General features: G+C 40.8%; 19 protein-coding genes and 1 tRNA gene. 9 read left to right on the forward strand and 11 right to left on the reverse strand.

Annotated elements, in window-relative coordinates:
* Positions 1-98: 98 nt before the first annotated feature.
* From yihI to hemN, 4 genes are all read left to right on the forward strand, one after another.
* Complete coding sequence (yihI, locus tag ACRRSQ_RS20095; RefSeq protein ID WP_440877563.1) at positions 99-674, forward strand: Der GTPase-activating protein YihI; 576 nt, start codon at positions 99-101, stop codon at positions 672-674.
* A gap of 38 nt (positions 675-712) precedes the next feature.
* Positions 713-1,201 (forward strand): DUF2489 domain-containing protein, encoded by a 489-nt coding sequence (locus ACRRSQ_RS20100; RefSeq protein WP_440877564.1) that lies wholly within the window; start codon positions 713-715, stop codon positions 1,199-1,201.
* A 64-nt stretch (positions 1,202-1,265) separates the two neighbouring features.
* Entirely contained in the window at positions 1,266-1,577 is a 312-nt protein-coding gene (locus tag ACRRSQ_RS20105; protein ID WP_440877565.1) for a TraR/DksA family transcriptional regulator, read from the forward strand.
* Positions 1,578-1,720: 143 nt separating this feature from the next.
* Positions 1,721-3,091 carry an oxygen-independent coproporphyrinogen III oxidase gene (gene hemN / locus ACRRSQ_RS20110; RefSeq protein WP_440877566.1) on the forward strand — a complete coding sequence of 457 codons (1,371 nt, stop codon included), beginning with the start codon at positions 1,721-1,723 and terminating at the stop codon, positions 3,089-3,091.
* 353 nt (positions 3,092-3,444) lie between these two features.
* Here the strand turns inward: hemN and ACRRSQ_RS20115 are convergent, their stop codons facing one another.
* The 4 genes from ACRRSQ_RS20115 to ACRRSQ_RS20130 form a co-directional block, all read right to left on the reverse strand.
* Positions 3,445-4,545 carry an ABC transporter ATP-binding protein gene (locus tag ACRRSQ_RS20115; RefSeq protein ID WP_440877567.1) on the reverse strand — a complete coding sequence of 367 codons (1,101 nt, stop codon included), beginning with the start codon at positions 4,543-4,545 and terminating at the stop codon, positions 3,445-3,447.
* Complete coding sequence (locus ACRRSQ_RS20120) at positions 4,542-6,170, reverse strand: ABC transporter permease (RefSeq protein ID WP_440877568.1); 1,629 nt, start codon at positions 6,168-6,170, stop codon at positions 4,542-4,544. The genes ACRRSQ_RS20115 and ACRRSQ_RS20120 overlap by 4 nt, the downstream gene beginning before the upstream one ends.
* Positions 6,171-6,175: 5 nt before the next feature.
* Positions 6,176-7,192: an extracellular solute-binding protein gene (locus ACRRSQ_RS20125; RefSeq protein ID WP_440877569.1), complete on the reverse strand. Its 1,017-nt coding sequence runs from the start codon at positions 7,190-7,192 to the stop codon at positions 6,176-6,178.
* A gap of 147 nt (positions 7,193-7,339) precedes the next feature.
* Positions 7,340-7,885, reverse strand: a complete 546-nt coding sequence (locus ACRRSQ_RS20130; protein WP_440877570.1) for a DUF1285 domain-containing protein — start codon at positions 7,883-7,885, stop codon at positions 7,340-7,342.
* 215 nt (positions 7,886-8,100) lie between these two features.
* On the opposite strand from ACRRSQ_RS20130, the gene ACRRSQ_RS20135 reads away from it, so the two are divergent.
* The 3 genes from ACRRSQ_RS20135 (at position 8,101) to ACRRSQ_RS20145 (ending at position 10,782) form a co-directional block, all read left to right on the forward strand.
* On the forward strand, positions 8,101-10,086 hold the full coding sequence (locus ACRRSQ_RS20135; RefSeq protein WP_440877571.1) for a methyl-accepting chemotaxis protein: 1,986 nt from the start codon (positions 8,101-8,103) through the stop codon (positions 10,084-10,086).
* Positions 10,087-10,109: 23 nt separating this feature from the next.
* Positions 10,110-10,532, forward strand: coding sequence for a bacteriohemerythrin (locus ACRRSQ_RS20140; RefSeq protein WP_440877572.1), 423 nt, complete (start codon positions 10,110-10,112; stop codon positions 10,530-10,532).
* A gap of 174 nt (positions 10,533-10,706) precedes the next feature.
* A tRNA-His gene (locus ACRRSQ_RS20145) sits at positions 10,707-10,782 on the forward strand.
* 566 nt (positions 10,783-11,348) lie between these two features.
* Here the strand turns inward: ACRRSQ_RS20145 and ACRRSQ_RS20150 are convergent.
* The 7 genes from ACRRSQ_RS20150 to ACRRSQ_RS20180 all read right to left on the reverse strand — a co-directional run bounded on the left by ACRRSQ_RS20150 (position 11,349) and on the right by ACRRSQ_RS20180 (position 16,986).
* On the reverse strand, positions 11,349-11,996 hold the full coding sequence (locus ACRRSQ_RS20150; protein WP_440877573.1) for a TetR/AcrR family transcriptional regulator: 648 nt from the start codon (positions 11,994-11,996) through the stop codon (positions 11,349-11,351).
* A gap of 56 nt (positions 11,997-12,052) precedes the next feature.
* Entirely contained in the window at positions 12,053-12,601 is a 549-nt protein-coding gene (locus ACRRSQ_RS20155; protein ID WP_440877574.1) for a hypothetical protein, read from the reverse strand.
* Between the two features lie 3 nt (positions 12,602-12,604).
* Positions 12,605-13,621 carry a YHYH protein gene (locus ACRRSQ_RS20160; protein WP_440877575.1) on the reverse strand — a complete coding sequence of 339 codons (1,017 nt, stop codon included), beginning with the start codon at positions 13,619-13,621 and terminating at the stop codon, positions 12,605-12,607.
* Positions 13,622-13,847: 226 nt separating this feature from the next.
* A complete protein-coding gene (locus ACRRSQ_RS20165) occupies positions 13,848-14,324 on the reverse strand; it encodes a hypothetical protein (protein WP_440877576.1) in 477 nt (158 codons plus the stop codon).
* Complete coding sequence (locus ACRRSQ_RS20170; protein WP_440877577.1) at positions 14,317-14,622, reverse strand: EF-hand domain-containing protein; 306 nt, start codon at positions 14,620-14,622, stop codon at positions 14,317-14,319. The genes ACRRSQ_RS20165 and ACRRSQ_RS20170 overlap by 8 nt, the downstream gene beginning before the upstream one ends.
* A gap of 98 nt (positions 14,623-14,720) precedes the next feature.
* A complete protein-coding gene (locus ACRRSQ_RS20175; RefSeq protein ID WP_440877578.1) occupies positions 14,721-15,386 on the reverse strand; it encodes a response regulator in 666 nt (221 codons plus the stop codon).
* Positions 15,387-15,480: 94 nt separating this feature from the next.
* Positions 15,481-16,986 (reverse strand): ATP-binding protein, encoded by a 1,506-nt coding sequence (locus ACRRSQ_RS20180; protein ID WP_440877579.1) that lies wholly within the window; start codon positions 16,984-16,986, stop codon positions 15,481-15,483.
* Between the two features lie 262 nt (positions 16,987-17,248).
* On the opposite strand from ACRRSQ_RS20180, the gene ACRRSQ_RS20185 reads away from it, so the two are divergent.
* Together ACRRSQ_RS20185 and ACRRSQ_RS20190 are read left to right on the forward strand one after the other, a co-directional pair.
* Positions 17,249-19,987: an EAL domain-containing protein gene (locus ACRRSQ_RS20185; protein WP_440877580.1), complete on the forward strand. Its 2,739-nt coding sequence runs from the start codon at positions 17,249-17,251 to the stop codon at positions 19,985-19,987.
* A 233-nt stretch (positions 19,988-20,220) separates the two neighbouring features.
* Positions 20,221-22,575: a TonB-dependent receptor gene (locus ACRRSQ_RS20190; RefSeq protein ID WP_440877581.1), complete on the forward strand. Its 2,355-nt coding sequence runs from the start codon at positions 20,221-20,223 to the stop codon at positions 22,573-22,575.
* Positions 22,576-22,649 lie beyond the last annotated feature (74 nt).

Here is a 22,649-nt window from a genome sequence, read left to right on the forward strand (position 1 = left end):
CAGATAGAGTTTTACTTATTTAAAAAACAACAAAACTAACAGTTATGCTGATAATGTCGTAAAATAGCGTCATTATTGTTATATGAAGAAATACAAGCATGTCTCGAACCAAAAAATCTCGTAAGCCATCTGAGAGCTTCCCGACCTTATCTAAGGTAGAAAAGCAGAAACTGGCTGAATTAAAAGAAACTCGCATTCGTAAAAAGAAAGGTAAAAAACCGGGTAACCGTCAGCAAGAAGCAGTGAAAAAGAAAACATCAGGCGGTCAGCAAACCACAGCTAAAGATCCAAGAATTGGCAGTAAAAAGCCGATTGATTTAGGTATTGCTGTGAAAACCGCACCGGCGAAAAAGGTTAAGAAAAAACCAGAGCCAATTGCCGCTATTCGCACTATTGAAGTTGCCGAGCCAGATAACTCGCTTGAAGAGCAACTGTATGCCATTGAACAAGACCCACGTTTACTGGCCATTTTAGACAAGCAAGAAGATGACGTTGAATTAACGGAAGCTGAAGTTAGCTTGTATAACGAATTAATGGAACGTCATCAAGACATTCGCGCTCAACTCGGTTTGGACGACGACGAAGATGAAGTCGACGCTAGCGACAGCCAAGACAATTCAGAAGATGACTTATGGGACAAACTCGACAGCAGCGATTTGTCTAAATTCGAATAAATTTTCCCCGTATTAAGCCGCATTAAGGAATGATAATAATGTCTGATTTTTGGTTCTATGCCAGCGTTGTTGGCATAGTCGTGATTATTGCATTAGCAAGTTATGCGACCAAACTGCTACTTAAGTTAAAAAAGCAAAACGAAAGCCAACAGCTTGCGCAGCAAGCCAAACAAGCGTCTTTGGCAAAACATGATAAAAAGATTCTCGACAGCGTGGTGATTATTGTTCGCGCCATGAAAGAAGAGCAATGTGATGTTGCTGAAGGTTGTTGGCGATTAAGTGTATTGCTTGACTCATTAAAGCTAAGTTCAGCGCTAGATCAGCAATTTACTGCTATATTTGAATTATATAATCGCATAAAACACATGCCTATTTTAGAAGAGCGCAAGAAGCTCGATAAAAAAGCGCGCATGAAATTAGATTATCAGCGCATGCAAATTGAAGCTGAACTTACCGAGCAAGTAAAAAGCGATGTTGAACAACTTCACCAATACGCAAACGAACGTATCAGCGTTTTGTCTGCTTAACTCTTAGTGTCGTCAAGCTCGCTTTTTTCACTCCGTCGGTAATGTATTCCCCAAGGAGTAGACTATGAGCGAGCAATTAAAATCTGAATTTACCCAACGTATAGTTGAGCTACAAAAACGGGTTGACTCTATTCACCAAGACTTTGCCAATGGGCGCAATGCCGACTGGTCAGAACAAGCGCGCGAGCGTGAAAATGACGAAGTATTAAACGCTTTAGAATCAGAAGCAAAAGTCGAAATTCAACAACTCTCAAATGCCATCACCTTAATAGAGTCAGGTCATTATGGCATTTGCCAAACTTGCGGTGAAGCCATTGCCAAACAGCGCTTAGCGGTGCAACCTGCGGCAATTAAGTGCATTAATTGCGCCGACTAGCGATAGTTTATTACCGACTGCAACAAGTATTCAAGTGGTTAAATTGCGCTATTTTCTGTTAATAGCTTGCGTATGATCAATGATATTTGTCACATTCCCCGTATAATTACGGCTAATAATTTTCATGGCAAAACGTGATCAAGATGCAAGTAAGTCAATTTTTCGACCCGCAATTACTCAATAAATACAATACCAGTGGCCCAAGATATACATCTTACCCTACTGCGTTAGAATTCCATGATCAGTTTAGTCATGGCGATTTTGTCAAAGCGGTCGAAAACTCGCCTAATCGCGAATTATCTTTGTACGTGCATATTCCGTTTTGTCACACCCTTTGTTACTACTGTGGCTGTAATAAGGTGATCACTCGCCATCGTGATAAAGCCGATATTTATCTTGAATATTTAGCCAAAGAAATTGCCTTACAAGCGCCAGCGTTTAAAGACTATAAAGTGAAACAATTGCACTGGGGCGGCGGCACACCTAGCTTTTTAACGCATGAGCAAATCACTAAACTGGTAGCGCTTCTAAAAGAAAAATTCGATTTCTCTGACGATTTGGAAATGAGCATTGAAATCGACCCACGCGAAATTGAAATGGGCTTAGCTGAGCATTTATTTAGCTTAGGTTTTAACCGTTTAAGTTTAGGTGTGCAAGACTTAGATCATAAAGTGCAAGAAGCGATTAACCGCGTGCAATCAACCGAGTTTATTGGCGATTTTATCAAACACGCTAAAGCGGTAGGTTTTCAATCGGTTAATATCGATTTAATTTATGGCTTGCCACATCAAACCATTGAGACTTTCACCTATACCTTAGACAAGGCTCATGAGTGGGACGTTGAGCGTATTTCATTGTTTAGCTATGCCCATTTGCCAAGCCGCTTTGCTGCGCAGCGCAAACTGCGTGATGAATGGTTGCCAAGTGTTGAAGAAAAGTTTGCCTTAATGAAACTGGCCATCGAAAAGCTGTGCGGATACGGCTACGACTTTATCGGCATGGACCATTTTGCTAAACCAGACGATGAATTATCGATTGCGCAAAAGAATGGTACCTTACACCGTAACTTCCAAGGTTATACCACCAAAGGCAGCTGCGATTTATTAGGGTTAGGGGTTTCATCCATCAGCAGCATTGGCCGCTCGTTTGGCCAAAACATTAAAGAGCTAAAGGCTTATTATAAAGCGATTGATGAACAGCAACATGCGCTAGAGCGTGGTGTCAGTTTAAACGACGACGATATTCTACGTGGTGAAGTTATTCGCGAATTAATGTGTAACTTGTATCTTGATAAAACGCTAATCAATAAAAAATACAACATTAATTTTGATGAATATTTTGCAGAAGATTTACCGCTGCTTGATACCTTTATTGAAGACGGTTTAGTTGAAAACAACGCAGGTGAAATTAAAGTTAATCAAAAAGCGCGCTTGCTAATTCGCATTATTTGCATGAGCTTCGACGCTTACATGAAACAGCATATTAACCAACAACGTTTTTCTCGCGTAATTTAATCGCAAACATTCGCTTTAAATAAACGAGCTAAAAGCATTATCAAAAAAGCGCTTAGCAGCAGGACTGTTAAGCGCTTTTTTTTTGAATTACCTAACCTGAACTCGGTTTAAGAGATATTTAACGAGTTGAAATATAACATCATATTTTTCATGTTAACCTCTAGCTTGCTGGTTTTGCTTACTTCAAGGCAAATTTACGCGTCAATAGCTGGTCACGGCTTTGGTTCGTACGTCGCTCTACCTTCCACATCCATGTGGGCGTATTGCAAGTGAATTTAACGCGGAAGTTAGTAAAAGTAGCGGCTAGAGAAGTATTTATTAAGCCGAGCTCAGGTTACCAACCTGCAATCAGGTTAGCCATTAAACATCATCACATGATGCGGCGATACAGTAAGTGAAAGTTCTTGCCCTTGTTGATACAAGGTTTCACTGTAAAAGCTCAGCTGCTTAAAAGCCAAGTCTGTATCAGGGCTAACTGCCGTTAAATAATAATGATAGCCAAGCTCTTTTACTGTTACATGGCTGACTTTGGCATTGGCACTACCTTGTGGGTTGACCGATAAATAATGCGGTTTGATTAATATCTGCCACGACTGCGCTGGCACTTGTTCTGCTTGCGCTAATTGTTGTATCAAAACAGGGTGATTTAACGCGCTTATCGCACCAAGTGCTGACTGAATGTCAACGTTTGAAGCGTCGCTATCGCTTGTCTTAAGCCGAATTGGCAAGCAACTACCTAATTGTAAAAAGTCTGCTACTTGCAAACTATTTGGTGCACGACAAACATCGGCTGGGCTGCCCGTTTGTAAAATTTCTCCTTGCTGCATCACGGCGATTTTGTCGGCAAAGGTGAACACTTCATCTTTATTATGAGTGACAAAAATTGCCGTCATATTTTCGCTTTTTAGTAGCTGACGCATTTCTAACATCAGCTCGTTTCTTAATCGAGCATCAATATTCGAAAAAGGCTCATCGAGCAATAACAAACTTGGCTGTGGGGCAAGCGCTCTAGCAATAGCCACCCGTTGCTGCTGACCACCTGAAAGTTGATGCGGAAAACGCTCTGCCAAACCATCAAGCTTTAACAAGGCTAACAATTCATTAAGCCGTGTTTGCTGCTCTGATTTTGATAACTTAGCAATGCCAAAACAAATATTGTTAGCCACAGTTAAATGCGGAAATAACGCATAATCTTGAAAAATCATACCGATTTGACGTTGCTCGCTTGGCAGTTGTTTACTTGCTGATGCGATCAACTCATCATTAATGTGTATTTCGCCTTCAGCGATAACATGAAAACCTGCCAAGGTATTTAGCAAGGTGGTTTTGCCACAACCACTTGGTCCCACGAGCCCAAGAATATCGCCAGCCGCTAAAGTTAAACTCACTTCAGATAAAATGCGTTGTTGTTGTAATTCTACCGATACATTATTTAGCGCTAACAAGTGACTCACGTTTCTTCCTTATATCGATTTAACCAAATAATGGGCACTAAACCTAACAGCACAATAAATATCGCGCCAATGGCACCTTGCTCCAACATTTCATCTGACAATAACTGATAAATTTGCGTACTTAAGGTTTCAAAATTAAACGGTCTTAATAACAATACCGCGGGCAGTTCTTTCATCGCTTCGACAAAAACCAATAACCAAGCGACCCAAAGAGAGGTTTTTAATAACGGCAAATGCACTTTCACTAAGGTACCTTTTAAGGACACACCCAGTGTTGCTGGGGCAAAATCTAGCGAGCTGGGAATATGTTTAATACCGCTATTAATCGTGCCATTAGCTATCGCGCAAAAGCGCACCACATAGGCAAAAATAATCGCAAAAATCGAGCCCGACAATATCAAGCCCGGTGCTGAAAAACCTAAAAATTGCGCAACTGCATTAATGAAATGATCAACCGGTGCAAACGTCGACATTATTGCCATGGCAAGTACTGTGCCTGGAATCGCGTAGCCTGAGCCTGAAATATTCATTGGCCATGCGCTGGTACTGGTGTTAGCAAATCGATGATAAAGAGTGAACATCAGCGCCAATACCACAGTTATTGTGGCAGCCCAACAAGCCACCACAAAACTATTCATCGCACTCGGTAATAGCTGCTGAATTTGGCTAATGGAGGTATATTCAAGCGCCATCACAATCAGTAAAACAAAGGGTAAAATAAAACCGCCAATCACTAATAGCCAGCAAAATAAGCTCGCACCAACTTGCTGCAGCACCGTTAATTGAATAATTTGATGATTTTTATTGGGTCGACTGGTTTGGTTTACTCGCCCTGCCCGCGCTTTATATTCGAGCAAAATCACCATGAAAATAAATAACATTAATACGCTGGCTAAACTGTTTGCCGCCGCTAAATCACCATAACCTAACCAAGTATCGTAAATGGCTGTAGTTAAGGTATTAACGGCAAAATATTGCACCGTGGCAAAGTCGGCTAAGGTTTCCATTAATACCAGACTTGCAGCAATTGCAATCGCAGGACGTGCAAGTGGCAGCGACATCTTAAAAAAGCTTTGTCTGGCGGTATAACCTAATAAGCGACTGGCTTTAAGCAAGTTATGATCTTGCTGCTCAAACGCGGTTCTCGTTAGCATATAAACATAAGGAAATAAGACTAAAGCAATAACAACACTGGCCCCTTCAAGGCTGCGCAGATCAAAAAACCAATAATCGTTTGGCGATTGCCAATGAAAAAACTGACGCAAGGCACGCTGAACTGGGCCAGCAAAGTCAAACAGATCAGTATAAACATAGGCAACCAAATAAGCAGGCATTGCCAAAGGCAGCATTAACAGCCAGCGTAAGTACTGTTTACCCAATACATTGGTATGTACAATTAAGGCAGCGCTAGTTACGCCAAAGATAATGGCCAGCAGGCTAACCGCTAGCCCTAAAATTAAGGTGTTTTGTAGATAATTTGGTAAAACCGTTTGCCATAAATGACCAAAAAGTTCGGTCGAAGCGCCAATGCCGGCAAACAGCATCAGCAATACTGGCAAAACCAGTACTGCTGCAATAACTAAATTAGTATTTCGCCAAAAGGGCAATTGTGCAATACGATTCACTTAGGTTATAAGTCAAACTTTGCTTGGTCGATAAGTTTCAAAGCGGCCGCTCTGTGTTTCGCAATGTCAGTTAACGCAACAGCATCTGCCTTAAATTCGCCCCATGACGCCACTAATGTTGACGGCTTAACATCAGCTCTAACTGGGTATTCCATATTCGTTTCGGCATAAAGTTGCTGTGCAGGTTTTGATACTAAAAACTTCATCAACGCTTTTGCGTTATCGGCATTGGGTGCATGTTTTGCCATTGCCATGCCTGAAATATTAACGTGTGCACCGCGATTGTTCTGATTCGGAAAGGTAATATTAACGGCATCAGCCCATACTTTTTGCTTTTCATCGCTAAGCATTTTGCCAAAATAGTAACTGTTACCTAAAGACACATCGCATAAATTTTGGTGAATAGCTTGCACTTGACCACGGTCATTACCTTGTGGTTTTCTCGCTAAATTCGCTTTTACAGCCGTTAACCAAGTTAAGGTTTTTGCTTCACCATGTTCAGCAATAAGCGAGGCAACTAAGGCAACATTGTAAGGATGTTTACCGCTGCGCGTACAAATACGCCCTTGGTATTCTTTGTTGGCTAAATCTTCATAATTAACCGCGATATCACCCAAACGTTTTGCTGTATAAATGTTTCTTACTCTTAAGGTAAGGCCAAACCAAGTATCGTCTTCGGCGCGATATTGCGCAGGTACTGCAGTATTTATTGCGCTGTCAGTATACGATTGCAGTAAGCTTTTATCTTGCAATTCAATCAAGCGACTAATGTCTGTGGTCAGTAATAGATCTGCGGGGCTGTATTTACCTTCTCGCGCTAAACGCTCGGCCATGCCTTTTTTAGCAAAAACCACATTCACTTTAATGCCGGTTTGTTCGGTAAATTGGTCAAATAGCGGCTTGACTAAAAAGGGTTGACGATAGGAATAAACATTCACTTCCGCCGCTTGTGCACTAACAAAAAGGCTTTGCATGATTAAAATAAAAAGTGGAACTAGGAGTCGTTTAGTAATAGTTAACATCAGTACATCCAACCAGTAAGTAATAAATATCAGTTTTGATTAACCGAGCAAGAATAAGTGAAAAGCCATAGCCCGTCAATGCAAATGATAATAATTTGCATTTGAAAGGATTTACCTCTCGCAATAATTATGTTTATTCAATTAAACCTATGCGATTGACCCTAAACTAAATAATAAGCCTGCACTTTCAAAAACTAGCTCAACACCGTTAGCCGTTTGTTGTTCTTTGGCTAAATCGACCCACTGATAATAAACATTACGATGGACTTTTGCAGTTAAATTATGCCTAACGGTAACGTATAGGCTGCCATCTTCGGCAATTTCAAGCGGGTGTTCGCTATTGAGTAAAAACTGATTGTCTAAATGCGTACTCACCACCATCGTCTGTGGTTCTTGCTCGTGCCATTGCCACTGCGTTAAAACAAAAGGCGCATCTTCAACACGAATTTTTATTTTCTCAACCGGTGTTACTAAAAAATAGTCATCACCTTCTTTTTTAAGCACCGATGCCAGTAATTTCACTAATGCAATACGTTTAAAAACCGTGCCGTTGTAATACCAGCTACCGTCTGCTTTTATTTCTATGTCTATCTCGCCACAATAAGGCGGATCCCATAGTTCCACCGGCGGTATTTTTTGCTCACCGCTTTCACTGTACGTACTTAGTTGCGCTGAAATTTTTTCTAATGACATGTTACACCTTGATAAAAACCTGACATAAGTGTCGATTTTTTGAGCTTAAACAATATTCCTTTTTAGTAAACCAGTAAAATCATCCAGCTTAAAGGAATGAAAGTGTGGTTATTGTTGAGTTTACACTAACCGCTTTCAGTTTCGCCAATGATTACAAAATAATGACGACGTAACATTATTATTACCAAGGGCTCATCGAGTATCAGCACACTATTATGAATTTACTCAACAATTTAAAGTTTAAGAAAAAACTGATTTTGCTTATTTTATTTCCATTAATTGCCAGCTTGTATTTTAGCCTACTGAACTTGGGGCAATTAACGGAAAAACGTGGGCGATTAACGCAAATTCAAGCACTAACCAGTGTTACTGTTGCCAATAATGCCTTAGTACACGAGCTACAAAAAGAGCGTGGAGCGACCGCAGTATTTATTGGTAGCCAAGGGAAAAAATTCACTACTGAGTTGGCAAACCAACGCGCAGATACCGACATTGCTGTTGCCAACCTTAACCAACAACTATTGCAATTTGAGTCTGACAATAGCGAAGTTAATCGCATTATTGCTGATGTTGAATCTAGTTTGGCAAAACTCAACGATATTAGACATCGAGCTGATAATTTTTCAATTAAAATGAGTGATGCAATTAGTTATTACACCAATCAAAACAAGTCCATGCTGAGCTTAACTGGCTTTTTTTCGTCAATTAGCCCGACTGAAACGGTTAAAAACGTACTGGCCTATTTTAACTTTTTAAAAGCTAAAGAATTAGCCGGTATTGAACGTGCCGTTGCCAGTGGAAATTTTGCCAAAGGTAAGTTTAGCCAAGCAGCATTTCAAAAATTTATTGCCTTAATTGCTTTGCAATCGAGTTATTTAGAGCAGTTTGAAATGAATGCATCGCCAGCTGCGGCGCAAGCATTCAACAATACCCTTAACGATCCGGCAGTTCTGAATGTTAAAAAGATGCGTCAAGTGGCCATTAGCGTTGGTCAACATGGCCCTTTTAATATCGATGCAGCCGACTGGTTTAAAAACGCGACTTTGCGGATCAATTTATTAAAAGAAGTAGAATCATTTCAAGCGAACGAGTTTGTTGATGCCGTTAATCAATTAACCAGTGCCGCCAATACGGCTGTAATGATAAACCTTGCTATTATCTCCACGTCTTTTTTAGTCACCATTTTTATTGTTTTCACCATTTTAACGAACTTACTTAAACAATTACGTGAACTTTCAACAACAATGGATAAGGTGACTCAAGATCATAACTTAACTATTCAAGCACAAGTATTTAGCCAAGACGAACTTGGCGAAGTTGCGGTGAATTTAAATAAAACGCTCACAACGTTTTCTTTGGCAATTGCTGAAATTAATAACAGCAGCAATTCATTGGCAGCTTCAGCAGAGCAGTCGTCTATTGCCATAAATTCAAGTGTTGAAAGCCTTTTACAACAACGCGACGAAACTGCGCAAGTTGCTACCGCGATCGAAGAAATGTCGTCAACCGTGCAAGAAGTATCAAGACACGCCAACGAAGCGATGAGTTCAACTCATCAAGTAAATGATCGCGCCATTGAAAGCCAAACCATTGTTGGTAACTCATTAGCGACCATCAATAATTTAGCGACAGAAGTGACCGAAATAGGCGCGCTAATTTCAGGGCTGCATAGTACAAGCGCCGCGATCACCAACGTGATTGATGTAATAAAAAGCATTGCCGAACAAACCAACCTATTAGCACTAAACGCGGCAATAGAAGCGGCACGAGCGGGCGAACAAGGCCGAGGTTTTGCCGTTGTCGCGGATGAAGTTCGAACGTTAGCGCAGCGCACTCAACATTCCACCATCGAAATAGAAGACATCATTAATAAACTGCAAAGCGAAGCAGATATTGCCAATTCGAAAGTTGCCGGCACACAACAGCAAGCTGACAACAGTATTGAAGGTGCGCAACAAATAGAACTGTCTCTAACCAGCATTGTCACTTCCGTTTCTGATGTGAATATGATGATTGAGCAAATCGCAACAGCAGCAAAAGAGCAGGTGTATGTCACCGAAGAAATTAATCAAAAGGTCAACGATATTGATATTAAAGCCACCGAGATCACAGCCGATGCACAAAACGTCTCGAATGCCGCAACAGAACAAGTCAATATTGCCAATAATTTAAAGCAGTTATCTGCCAAATTTACTGTTTAATCTGAGCTTTTAACACAATGTCTATGCCACTAATAACTTGGAACCAAAAGCGTTATGGCATTGGCGTTGAATCAATTGACCAACAGCATCAGCAGTTGGTCAATTACATTAATATTTTAGCCGAAGCAATAAATGCGCAGCAAAGCAATGAGATAATCGAGCCACTGTTTCAGCAACTTTATGATTACACCTTGCATCACTTTAAAGAAGAAGAGCAGTACTTTTATCGTTTAAGTAAAAATGATCGTCTACTGCATAAACTGCAACATAAACACTTTATTGAAGAGTTAACCCGCATTAAACAGCTAAGTAGGCAGTTAATTTCAAACGATTTACTCTTTTTTCTAACCGACTGGTTTATTAATCATATCCTTGGTGAAGATCAAAAATTTATCCAATGCTCCTGCCCAGTGATGAGTCATCCACCAATAAAACAACGAGCATAAACAGCTTATCATCGGAGGAAAATACAAAGACAACAGAAAATAATAAGAGAAAACGATTCACGCAAAGCCAATAATTAGAAAATATCACTTAAAACCAAAATATTGCTTGAATGTTTAGGGCAAAATACACTACAATCCTCGCGCCTTAAAGAGGCACCTCAAGCAGTATCAGTGGTGGCTATAGCTCAGTTGGTAGAGCCCCGGATTGTGATTCCGGTTGTCGTGGGTTCAAGTCCCATTAGCCACCCCATTCTTTCCTACTCAGTTTTCCTAGATTCTATATTTACATTTCCTGTGAAATTAATTCTGCTCGATAAGTAATTTATTGCCACGACCGTTATCACGGGTGATTCCGCATTTCTAAGTTCGCGTGAGTTCAAGTCCCATAAGCCACCCCATTCTTTCCTACTCAGTTTTCCTAGATTCTATATTTACATTTCCTGTGAAATTAATTCTGCTCGATAAGTAATTTATTGCCACGACCGTTATCACGGGTGATTCCGCATTTCTAAGTTCGCGTGAGTTCAAGTCCCATTAGCCACCCCATTCTTCTTTATTCTATTTTTCAAAAATCAATACGTTAAATATTGCCACGACCGTCATCACGGGTGATTCCGCATTACCAAGTTAGCGTGGGTTCAAGCCCCATTAGCCACCCCATTCTTTCCTACTCAGTTTTCCTAAATTCTATATTTACATTTCCTGTGAAATTAATTCTGCTCGATAAGTAATTTATTGCCACGACCGTCATCACGGGTGATTCCGCATTGCCAAGTTCGCGTGGGTTCAAGTCCCATAACTCTTTATAAGCCGCCACTAATCTAGAGCTGAATATTTTAACCTGATGCCGCTTAGCATATTATCGATTGCATGTTCGAGTTCACTTACGCTAAAGCCTGATCTTGCCATCGACGCAGTGCCTTTTAACAAGGTATATAAACTTAACGCGATGGCGTTGGCATGTGTATTTAAGCCAAGCGTTATCGCTTCTGCGTCATGTTGAAATAAGTCTGACAGTGCATTTTTGGGTGCTTGGTTTATGCTGGTTAAAAACATTGTGGCTTGCTCAGGTATGTCGCCACCGGCTAATTCAGATTGGCACAATGCGAGAAAACAGCCTTTCGGTTGTTCAGGGTCACATTGCATTGCCACAATCGTCATCATGTAATTTTTCAAACGCGTAAATAATGGCACTGTCGGCTCTAATAATATTACGCTACAAGCTTGCATTTTTGTCGCTAAATAATGCTCGGCGGCACGAATAAACAAGGCTTCTTTGTTGCCAAAGGCGCTGTACATGCTCGGTTTATTGATGCCCATGCTTTGGGTAAGATCGGTTAGCGATGCGCCAACATAACCTTTTTGCCAAAAAACATGCATTGCAGCTTCTATCGCTGTTGTTTCATCAAATTCTCGTTTACGACCGCTAGCCAATTTTAGATAACCTTTTGAGGACTTTTCCATACTTTACCAGTCGGTACAAATAAGAACAAGTTCACCTAGATAAGTTGATGCTGTGGCTACACGTCTTTATGAAATAACATAGCAGATGTTACTTTTGGGTTTAATGAGAATATTCGCTTACCACCATTATTTCGTCGCGTGGCGGTAATTTTAATTTCTTGTTCACCATGAAACTTCCCGAATAAGTTAACGTGGTAAGCAAGTGGTAGCTCAGTATTTTCAATGATAAATTTTCCCATTATCACCACTTGGCTTACTGGCTCGTTAGGGGCATGATGATCAGCAACCGGCGAGATCATTAAGCCTTTTAACGGTAATAATCCGTTAGCATTAGTTAACCTGACATGCTTTTTAACTTGCTGACCTATGCGAAAGCGATGTTGATTAAACTCTTCAAGTGAAAGTTTACCGTCGAGATCATTGTCGATGCCGTTAAAGCCTGAAACAGGCAGCGATAACACCATAAAAGCCCCATCTTCCACTAAGTTTAACGTGCCATGTTGTGCCACCATCACATGGGCATTTACGTGTGCAGTAAAAAATAGCGCCATTGTCAGTGTCAGCGATAAACGGTAATAGCTTGTTAATCGATATAGATAGGCCATTGGTTATAACTCCCCTTTTACACAACGTTGGAAATACGGGTAGCTGTCGGTAGCATAATAATGATAGATGCCTTCTGGAAATTCAGGAGTGACACCAAATCTGCCATTACATTCGTCTAAGTCGCCCGCTCCTTCAACATATTGCCAGTCTTGCGCGAACGTGCCTAATGGGTATACAGAAACGTCGGGTCTTGAGCTACTCACCTCAGCAATTAATTGATAACTACCGGTGATATTTTTTAACGCTGAGCTTGCATCGGTTGCCGTGCTATAACCATAGCGCGCATAAATGGGGAAACCGTCGGCAGCCCAACCAATTAGTGTCATTTTTGTGCTGTCACCACCACGCAAACTAATAAAACCTTCTGGCATGCCATGGTAATGATACGAGCCGTCAGGCTGAACATGCGCATTGTTATCGTCAGTACCAAAGTTAAAACTGGTTTGCCCTAACGCTTCAATACTCCAAGAGCCAGTATTGCCAACCAAACTACAACTGTTACCTGAATCGTCGCAGCTGCCAGCAGTATTGGCGTCTATTTTCACACCATTAAGTACATAACCGGTTGCGCCACGAGGGCCACCTAAAGTGGTCGATGTGTTTGCTGAAGCTGGCTCGAGTGTATAACTAACCGCAACGATTTGCTCTGAAATAATGTTCGGGTTATGAGCATTGGGAAATTGCCCGACAGCGTGATCGGGAATACCATTTGCCGTTAATACTCTGTTTGAATCTGTACAGCTCCACTGCGACGTGCTGTAAGCTAAAATTGAACTTGAATCGTTGAAGGTATCGTTATTGTAATCGCAAAATACATCGCCAGTACCTACGGTTTCGTCTGTGCCTGCATCGCTACCGGTATTTGAATCGCTACCAGTCGTGGTATTGTCATCTGCCGCTTGTTCGGTGCTGGTCGTTGCTTCGCTATCACTACCGCCGCAAGCAACAAGTGAGCTTGTGAGTAAACATGCTATTAGCAACTGAGTTGGGATCTTTTTATCGTAGGTTAACTGGCTCATGGTTATTACTTCCTCAAACTTATAATAATCGCAGGTGTCTTTGCACTTGCTTTAATTACTTATCCTAGAAAAATAATGTGCAGCAAATGTGCAAATAATGTGGAAACAGTGAAAAAACAATGAAAAAAATTAGGCTGATCGTTTAGATCAGCTTAATTGTTTGAAGTGGAATGGGTGTTGATAATTAAATAGGTAGTTAACAAATACACATTAAAAGTAAGTCATATTAAGCGGTTGTATTAATAATTGATTCACTACGTTCAATATCAAACTTGTCAAACACCTGCACCAAAATAGCCTCTTTATCGGCATCAGTTAAACCACTTGTGCTATTTTCCGCTAGCTTTTCTTCCACTAATTCTGACAAATACTCCACCATAGACGTAATTTCTTCACTACTTTGCTTTGGTGGTGGTGGTCGATGGCCAGCGTCAACATTTGCCAAGTCACCATTTGCCAGGTCACCAATGGCTTTGGCATCAAAACCTAATTCGTCCATGGCAGTGGCGAGCACTTTGCTTGGTTCAATGCCCGCTTGTGCAAATGCTTCAACAATGCTTGCGGCATCGGCTTGGGTTAAATTGTCACCATCGAATTGCGCCAATGTTTCTTCAATTAAGGTTTTCTGATCTGCCGATAAACTTTGCTCTGCTCGTTGTGTCGGCATTGCTGCACTCATAGTCGTGCCAATAGCATTAATCACTACGTCGCTCCTCTCCTCTTCGTCCACGAGGCGGCTTATGGTTAGCTAATTCACTTTCACTAATAATGCCATCACCATCGCTGTCGATATCATCAAAAACGGTTTGATGATCGCCATGTGGCAGCTCTAGGGCTGAAAATTCATCAAAATCAATGGTGCTATCACCATTGCTATCGATAGTTGCAAAATCTGGACGTTGCGGCTTGCCTTGACCTTTGTCTTTTTCGCCCGCCTGCGCCTGATTATACACAGACACAAGCAATGCGCTTATCACTAACGCCTTAACATAATTGTTCATAGACTTTCCTGTTACTTTGCCGAATTCACGAATGAGGTTAACAACAGAATTTGCAAACAATGTGCAAGAAAAGAGGAAATGAATACTTTATGAAGAAACTATATGACTAATCGGTAGCCGCTGCCGTAAACCGCTTGGATCCAATCTTTACCATCGCTAATATCGGCCAGTTTTTTACGTAGTTTTTTAATGTGACTGTCAATGGTGCGATGATTAACAATGCGATGATCTGAATACATATCTTGCATTAATTGGTCGCGAGTAAAGATACGCTCTGGTTGATTGGCTAACGGTTTAAGCAACTGAAATTCAACCGCTGTTAAACTGACTTCTTGTTGACCAAAACTTACGCTTAAACGAAGCTCATTTAATTGCAAACAGTCGATATGGTTATTAATTGTTTGTGTGCGGCGCAGCACTGCTTTTACGCGCGCAACAACTTCTCGTGGGCTAAAAGGCTTGCAAATGTAGTCATCTGCACCGAGTTCCAAACCGAGTAGTCGATCAATTTCTTCCACTTTGGCGGTGACCATTAAAATCGGAACATTGGAGAATTGGCGAATCTCTTTACATAACTCAATACCGTTTTTACCTGGCAGCATAATATCAAGTAAAATAGCATCAGGCTGATTGGCTTTTACCCATGCGATCACTTCATCACCATGATGAATGATATGCGGTTGATAGTCAGTTAACTTAAAATAGTCTGCCAGCAAAGTTGCCAATTTCACTTCATCTTCAACAATTAGTACCGATTTCGACATAAAAATTCTCTTGTTAACTTTTCCATCTTTAAGTTATTTTACTTTTAACTCGTTCGCTAAAAAATGCTTAACTAGCAATTAAGCGACCACCAAGTTAATGCGCCACAGGCAATGTTATAAGAATAGCCAAACCACCCGACTCTGCCTGCTTTGCTGATATTTCACCTTGATGAGCGTGAACAATATGGCGACATATCGACAAACCTAAACCGGAGCCGCCAGTTTTACGATTACGGGAGTCTTCAACACGATATAAGTGCTCAAATAGGTGGTTTAAATGATGAGGTTCAACACCAATACCATTGTCGTAAAATTCCATTGTTACTTGCGGTTGATTGTCTTGGCTTGCCAAGCTTATGTTAATTGTTAATACCGTGGCTTGTGAGTACTTGACGCAATTATTAATAATGTTTTCAAATAACTGGCACAATCTGGTTTTATCGGCGTAAAGCTCTATATTTTGCTCTAGCCCTTGTAAGTTTAAATAAATATCTGCATCGGCAAGGTAACTGCGATATTTTTCAAGTTCACCTTGCAATAAATGCGTTAAATTTAACGACGCTTTACGGTACTGCATACCACCAATGTCTGTAGTAGCTAATAAGTTTAAGTCATCAATTAACCGTTGAAGATGTTTAACTTCATCATGAGCAGAATGAATATTGCTGATTTCCAATGCTCTTACGCCATCAAGCATGGCTTCTAATTCACCGCGTAATATCGCAACCGGCGTCCGCAGTTCATGTGAAATATTGGCAAGCCAACGTTTTCTTGCACTTTCATTTTCTGCTAAGGTTAAAGCAAGCTCGTTGTAATCTCGCGCCAATTCTGCCAATTCATCTTGGCGATCAATAGAAATTCGCGCTTGGTAATCACCATGAGTAAGCTTATGCATGCCGTGGGTGATTTTTTTAATCGGTTCAACAATATGACGCGCCAGCGGTAAGGTAATTAACGCCACCAAACACATCACTAGTAATGCAATTAACCATAAATAATGCTGTTGTTGCTCAATAAAGTCTAATTCGTATCCTTGGGTTAAGCGGTTACGTTTTGAAATGGCAAAATAACCGACAATGACCTCGTCAACCATAATAGGCGTTTTGCTGTATTGAAACTGCTCAAAATAGCCGCCAACGATTAAGTTTTTGTCTTTATCGAGTAAGGCATAATGTGAGTCTGTATCTACAGGTGGCACTTTTGAGCGTCGCTGGGACGGGTCACCTTTTTGTGGTTTTTGACCATCAAAGCTTGGGCGATTGGGCCGCTGTGGGTGTTCACCGCCACGCATAGGCGGACGCTGATATGGTCGCTCTGCGGGCGGGCGACCTTTACTGGGTAAAAAGTCACTCGCTTTTAATTGCGACGCGATCAAACGACGAAAATCGCCATGATTATTTTCGATAAATTGCCAGCTTTGTTCGCGCGCATAAATTTGACTAAACTGTTCGACCACCGGTTTTAATGCGTCAATTTCTTTAGTATTAACATACTCAATAACACCTTTACCAATGCTCCATTGCATCAGCAAAACTAAGGTTGTTACCAGCACTAAGCTGAAACTAAATAGGATCAAAAACAGTTTATTTTGAATTTTCATTACATCATCAATTTCGTAACATGCCTATTAGCACGGTCGGTTTAAAGGTGCTAAATAAAGGAACAATCACCGCAGCCTAGTGTCTCTATTAACAGCATAACAAAACAATGTGCAAGCATTGTGCAACTTTTGCAAAAATCATTAAAAACGCCTTGCACTATGTTTAGCAAAACTCGCCAAATCTCAATCGCTTTCTATGCAAAACGGTCAAATATCAACCATACTATAAAATGCGTAATTTGAAGGACCAATAGGGAAGTTGATGATGCCGCTTAAGAAGGTGTTTTTTAGTAGTTTGGCACTTATGTTAGTTGTTACTATTCTTGCCAGTATAGTCACGTTAACGGTTATCGAGTCTAATTTTAAACACAATACTAGCCAATCCATTAAAGCGGTGCGCAATATAACCCACCAAGCCATTGTCAGTTGGAGTCAAGAGAACGAATTACATATTCAATTACTTGCGCAAACCCCTGAAGTTAAAAAACTTGCTGAAGAGCTGCTTGCGATCGACAGAACAAGTGGTAACTTAATATCTGCGCCGGCTCAACAATCATTAAAACAATTTTTATCACCCGTGTTAGAAAAACATGAGTTACGTGGCTATTTTATTATTGACGCCAACCATATCAGCATAGCTTCAAGTCGAATCAGTAATATTGGTAGCACCAACTTAATCGATAACCAGTCGGAGTTTATGAAGCGGCTTTGGCAAGGGAAAACCGTAACCACTTTACCACAGCCTTCCGATGTAGCCCTGCAAGATAATAACGGTGTTTTTATCAAAAATTATCCAACCATGTTTGTTGGCACTCCGATAATAAATGCTCAAGGCAAAATTATTGCTATTTTTACCTTACGTATCGACCCAACCAAGAACCTAAGAAAAATATTACAACGCGGAAGAATTGGTGACTCAGGAGAGAGTTATCTAATTAATCGCCAAGGCTACCTTTTGTCTGAAAGCCGATTTGATCACGAACTCATCAAAAAAGGACTGATCACCAGCAATAATCGCAGCACCTTTAATATTCAAGCAATTGAGCCCAAAGAGGTTAACGCTAGCACGCCTTTAACCTTCATGGCTGAACAAGTAAACCAAGGGAAGAGCGGCTCTAATGCCGACGGGTACTTCGATTATCGAGGAAAAAAAGTCATTGGCTCTTGGCTGTGGGATGAGAAATTTCAATTTGGTTTAGCCACAGAAGTTGATTATGACGAAGCCTATTTGCCTTTTAGCAAAACCAAACAAAGTTTTGCGATTTTTACAGCTTGTGCCATGTTGGTCTTTGCTACATTCGCGTGGATTTTTGCCCGTATATACAACAAGATGCAAACCAATAAAGAACAAGTAAAAACCTTATTCGACAACGCGGGCGACCCCATTTTAATTGTTGATTTTAACTCAGGTAATATTTTATCTGCGAATAAACTTTCCACTTCTTTTTTCAAATATAGTGATAAAACGCTCGTCGGCTCGCATGTATCAATTTTATGTAATGAAGACTCCCATCAAAAAGTACTATCAAGCTTTGCCACTATAAGACGTTGTGGCGGCTCGCTTTTTGAAACCACGTATAAGAATAAGTTTGGCAACGTTATTTTTGTTGAAGTTAATGCCAAATTAGTGAAATTCAATAACAGTGACGTTGTACTTGCGATTATTCGCGACATTAGTGCTAGAAAAGCTGCGCAGCAAAAACTGCAAGAGTTAGTGAGTACCGACATGCTAACAAAACTTGGCAATCGCAGCTCGTTTGATAAGCAATTATCATTGATGCTTGCCAATCAAGAAAAACAAAAAAAAGTGGTGATTTTAATGCTTATTGGCATCGATGAGTTTCGCATTGTTAACGACACCCTCGGCCATGCCACCGGCGACATTATTCTAAAAACTATCGCCAAGCGCATTAAAAATGCGATTCCAGACAACGCCTATTTATATCGTTTTGGTGGTGATGAATTTACGGTAATTTCTGCGATACCGGAAAAGAACGAGAAGCCTAATTTATGTAAAATTATTCAGCAAACCATGAAAACTCCCATCACTGTTAATAGTAATAAAATTCATTTAACGATGAGCATTGGCATCGCTTTTTCTAATGGCAAAAACATCAACAGTTCAACCTTGTTACAGTCGGCCGATCGCGCCTTAAACTCAGCAAAAGAGCATGGCCGAAATTGCTGCCAAATTTTTACTGAACACATGCGCTACCAAGACGAACAGCAATTTACGATATTAGCGGAGCTGCGCAATGCCTTAACCAACAATGAATTTTACCTATGTTTTCAACCGGTAGTGTCTGTAAAAGATCATCAACTGGTTGGCGCTGAAGCATTAATTCGCTGGCAAAATCCTAAGCTAGGTTTTGTTAGCCCAGAAACCTTTATTAGCATTGCTGAGCGCTCAGGCGCCATTATCGATATTGGTAACTGGGTATTAGAAGAAGTCTGTAAAACCTACTGCGAATGGCAAACTAACGGCTTTCGTATTCCGAGCATTTCAATTAACTTATCGCCAGTACAGCTGCTCAATTCGGATATTGAAAAAGTACTATTGGCTACGCTAGCAAAATACAGAATGACGCCAGATTGCATCGCATTAGAGATCACCGAAGGTGTACTACTGAGTGAACGCGAAGAGTTACATCAATTACTTATGGAGCTTAAGCAAATGGGCTTTAGACTCTACCTTGATGATTTTGGCACCGGTTATTCGTCACTAAGTTACTTGAACAAATATCCCTTCGATTACCTTAAAATGGATAAAAGCTTTATTACTGATATGGAAGACAACGTAAAACATCGAAATTTAGCTAAAACCGTTATTGCAATGGCCAATAGTTTAGAGCTTGCGGTAATAGCCGAAGGGGTTGAAAACCAGTGGCAAGTCGATTTTTTAACAAAAAATAACTGCCAACGCATTCAAGGCTACTTCTTTGGAAAACCGGTCAAGAAAAGCGATTTTCTTAGCCAATGGGCGACAGAAAAAATCATTTAATTATTATCAGCCCCGCTTTACCCTCTCATTAAGTTGCTAGCAAACTTATCTCATCAATAATGATGTCTTTGTAGTGGCAATCACTCCCCTTATATAAATCTCATGCATGATTACAAATAACGATTGATCATTTTTATTTATTCACAAGCCCCTGCACCATGAAATTTACAACAAATAAACGTGCGCTTAATAACAACAACAAGCACGCATAATCGTATAAGGGAAAGTAAAATATGTTTAACAAAAAAGTCATTAGCTTAGCCACACACGCAGCGATATATTCCGTTATTATTCTACCACAACAAGCCATTGCCCAGAGCAATGAAGCCGAGCAAGCAGGTTTAGAACGTATAACAGTAACCTCACAAAAACGCTTAGAATCGATTCAAGATATCCCCACCTCTATTCAAGCATTTTCTGGTGAAAACCTTGAAAAAGCGAGCATTAACAACTTACTCGATATGTCGGAAAGCGTGCCTAATGTACATATTACTGAAACGTCTAGCAGTAAACGCATCTTTGTACGCGGCATCGGCTCAGGTACAAATGCGGGTTTTGAACAATCCGTGGCTATGTACAAAGATGGTATTTATTTAGGGCGTGGCCACCAAGCTATTTTCCCTTTTTTAGATATGCAGCGCATTGAATTAGTGAAAGGACCGCAAGCTGTGATGTTTGGTAAAAATGCGACCGCAGGCGCCTTTAGCATGATCTCTAATTCTCCGAGTGACGAAAACGAAGGCAGCGTAAGTATTGAATACGGTTCAGATAACGAACATCGAATCAATGTCATTGGCAACCTAGTCATTAATGACGATTTAGCCTTAAGGTTTGCGGGCTTTGATTCAGGCATGGACGGTTATGTCTACAACAAAGCGCGAAAAAAAGATGAGCCATCAACAGATTCACAAGGTTTTCGCGTATCGGCCAACTGGCAAGTTTCAGACAAGCTTAATGCGTTAATCAAATGGGAGCACGCGACATTAGACACTCAAGGTTCACGCTATCAATATATTATTGATACTGAAAACCGTAACGCACAAATCGCTAGCGACCCAAGCAATTTGGGTAATGTCGGTTACCGTTCATTTCTGTTATCAGACGACAGTGGTTTAGATTATGTCAGCGCGGTTTCTGGCGATGATCACCCTAACGGATTAAATGAAGGCAATACCACCACCGCAGACAATGCAGTATTGCAGCTAACCTATGATTTAGGTTTATATGAATTTTCAGCGATCACCACTTACAGCGAATATGACTGGACCGCGCTGTTTGATGCCGACTATGCTGAAATCTCACTAATTCGCCAAGAACATACCGAAAAGTATGACCAATTTACGCAAGAATTTCGTATTTCTTCACCCACCGGCAATCAGCTCGAATATGTAGCCGGTTTGTTTTACATGAACAGTAGCCTTGACCACCCTAATGATATTTTACTGGGCGCATCGTTACTGATCCCTGAGTTGGCAGGCACGTCAGTTGGCACCAACGCCCAGGTTAATCAAGACCAAGAAAGTTATTCAGCATTTGCATCACTTACTTGGAACATGAATTCACAATGGAAAAGCAATCTTGGTTTACGTTATCAACACGAGCAAAAAGACATTACCAGTGAACAAGGGGTTTACGCACTATTTGCACCAAATACACCAGAGCCCATTCAACAATTTGCCAATGCTGCAGCGCCGTCAATAGCAAGCAATTTATCGGGTGCTGGGCAACACGATCTTGTTGCGTCACGATCTGAATCTCATTGGTCGCCAAGTATCAGCATCCAGTATTTAGGCTTTGAAGATACCATGATGTTTGCTAGCGCAGGTATTGGCTATAAAGCGGGCGGATTTGATGGTTCAGGATTAAACGCATCAATGGGCAACAGCATAGATCCCAATTCAGGTTTTGAGTTTGAAGATGAAAAAGCGACTAATTTTGAATTAGGCATTAAATCTGAAGTGATCAAAAACACCTGGGAAGTTAACGCGACACTGTTTCACACCATTTACGACGACTTACAAGTTTCTGAGTTTAATGGTAATGCCTTTGTGGTAAAAAATGCCGCAAAAACCCAAGTACAAGGGCTTGAAATTGACACCCGCTGGATGATTAATGACGCTTGGGATCTTAGCGCCAACCTCGCTTTATTAGATTTTGAATATCAACATTATATCGCTGCCTCACCAACAGTACGCCAAGCAGAACTTCTAGGTATGGAAAGCCAAGATCTCAGTGGTCAAACAGGTGCCTTTGCGCCAAAATATTCAGGTAATATCGCGCTAAATTACCATACAGAAGTGGCTTCAGGTTATCCGTTAAGTGCTAATTTATCCGTCAATTTCAGCGATGACTATTTTCTTGAACAAGATTTAGATCCCATCTCTAAACAAGATGCTTATTACAAAGTTAATTTTCGCATCGAGTTAAGCGACGTTGATGACGCATGGCGCATTGCGTTGTTAGGCAAAAACCTCACCGATGAACAAACTTTTGCGCAAGCCAACGATGTGCCGGTTATCAGTTATGCTCATCGCTTTTTAACTGAGCGTCCACGCAGTTTTCACTTGCAAGCAAGTTATAACTTCTAAGCGGTAAGCGGTAAGCGGTAAGCGGTAAGCGGTAAGCGGTAAGCGGTAAGCGGTAAGCGGTAAGCGGTAAGCGG

The sequence above is a fragment of the Thalassotalea sp. PLHSN55 genome (assembly GCF_052030545.1).
In the GTDB taxonomy this organism is placed as follows: Bacteria; Pseudomonadota; Gammaproteobacteria; order Enterobacterales; family Alteromonadaceae; genus CANMXU01.

Excerpts from the sequence above, each read along its gene's own strand:
- ACRRSQ_RS20140 (WP_440877572.1), top strand. The coding sequence starts at position 10,110 with ATGCCACTAATAACTTGGAACCAAAAGCGTTATGGCATTGGCGTTGAA.
- ACRRSQ_RS20185 (WP_440877580.1), top strand. The coding sequence starts at position 17,249 with ATGATGCCGCTTAAGAAGGTGTTTTTTAGTAGTTTGGCACTTATGTTA.
- ACRRSQ_RS20100 (WP_440877564.1), top strand. The coding sequence starts at position 713 with ATGTCTGATTTTTGGTTCTATGCCAGCGTTGTTGGCATAGTCGTGATT.
- ACRRSQ_RS20175 (WP_440877578.1), bottom strand. The coding sequence starts at position 15,386 with ATGTCGAAATCGGTACTAATTGTTGAAGATGAAGTGAAATTGGCAACT.
- yihI (WP_440877563.1), top strand. The coding sequence starts at position 99 with ATGTCTCGAACCAAAAAATCTCGTAAGCCATCTGAGAGCTTCCCGACC.
- ACRRSQ_RS20150 (WP_440877573.1), bottom strand. The coding sequence starts at position 11,996 with ATGGAAAAGTCCTCAAAAGGTTATCTAAAATTGGCTAGCGGTCGTAAA.
- ACRRSQ_RS20190 (WP_440877581.1), top strand. The coding sequence starts at position 20,221 with ATGTTTAACAAAAAAGTCATTAGCTTAGCCACACACGCAGCGATATAT.
- ACRRSQ_RS20125 (WP_440877569.1), bottom strand. The coding sequence starts at position 7,192 with ATGTTAACTATTACTAAACGACTCCTAGTTCCACTTTTTATTTTAATC.
- ACRRSQ_RS20170 (WP_440877577.1), bottom strand. The coding sequence starts at position 14,622 with ATGAACAATTATGTTAAGGCGTTAGTGATAAGCGCATTGCTTGTGTCT.
- ACRRSQ_RS20105 (WP_440877565.1), top strand. The coding sequence starts at position 1,266 with ATGAGCGAGCAATTAAAATCTGAATTTACCCAACGTATAGTTGAGCTA.
- ACRRSQ_RS20160 (WP_440877575.1), bottom strand. The coding sequence starts at position 13,621 with ATGAGCCAGTTAACCTACGATAAAAAGATCCCAACTCAGTTGCTAATA.
- hemN (WP_440877566.1), top strand. The coding sequence starts at position 1,721 with ATGCAAGTAAGTCAATTTTTCGACCCGCAATTACTCAATAAATACAAT.
- ACRRSQ_RS20135 (WP_440877571.1), top strand. The coding sequence starts at position 8,101 with ATGAATTTACTCAACAATTTAAAGTTTAAGAAAAAACTGATTTTGCTT.
- ACRRSQ_RS20180 (WP_440877579.1), bottom strand. The coding sequence starts at position 16,986 with ATGAAAATTCAAAATAAACTGTTTTTGATCCTATTTAGTTTCAGCTTA.
- ACRRSQ_RS20155 (WP_440877574.1), bottom strand. The coding sequence starts at position 12,601 with ATGGCCTATCTATATCGATTAACAAGCTATTACCGTTTATCGCTGACA.
- ACRRSQ_RS20130 (WP_440877570.1), bottom strand. The coding sequence starts at position 7,885 with ATGTCATTAGAAAAAATTTCAGCGCAACTAAGTACGTACAGTGAAAGC.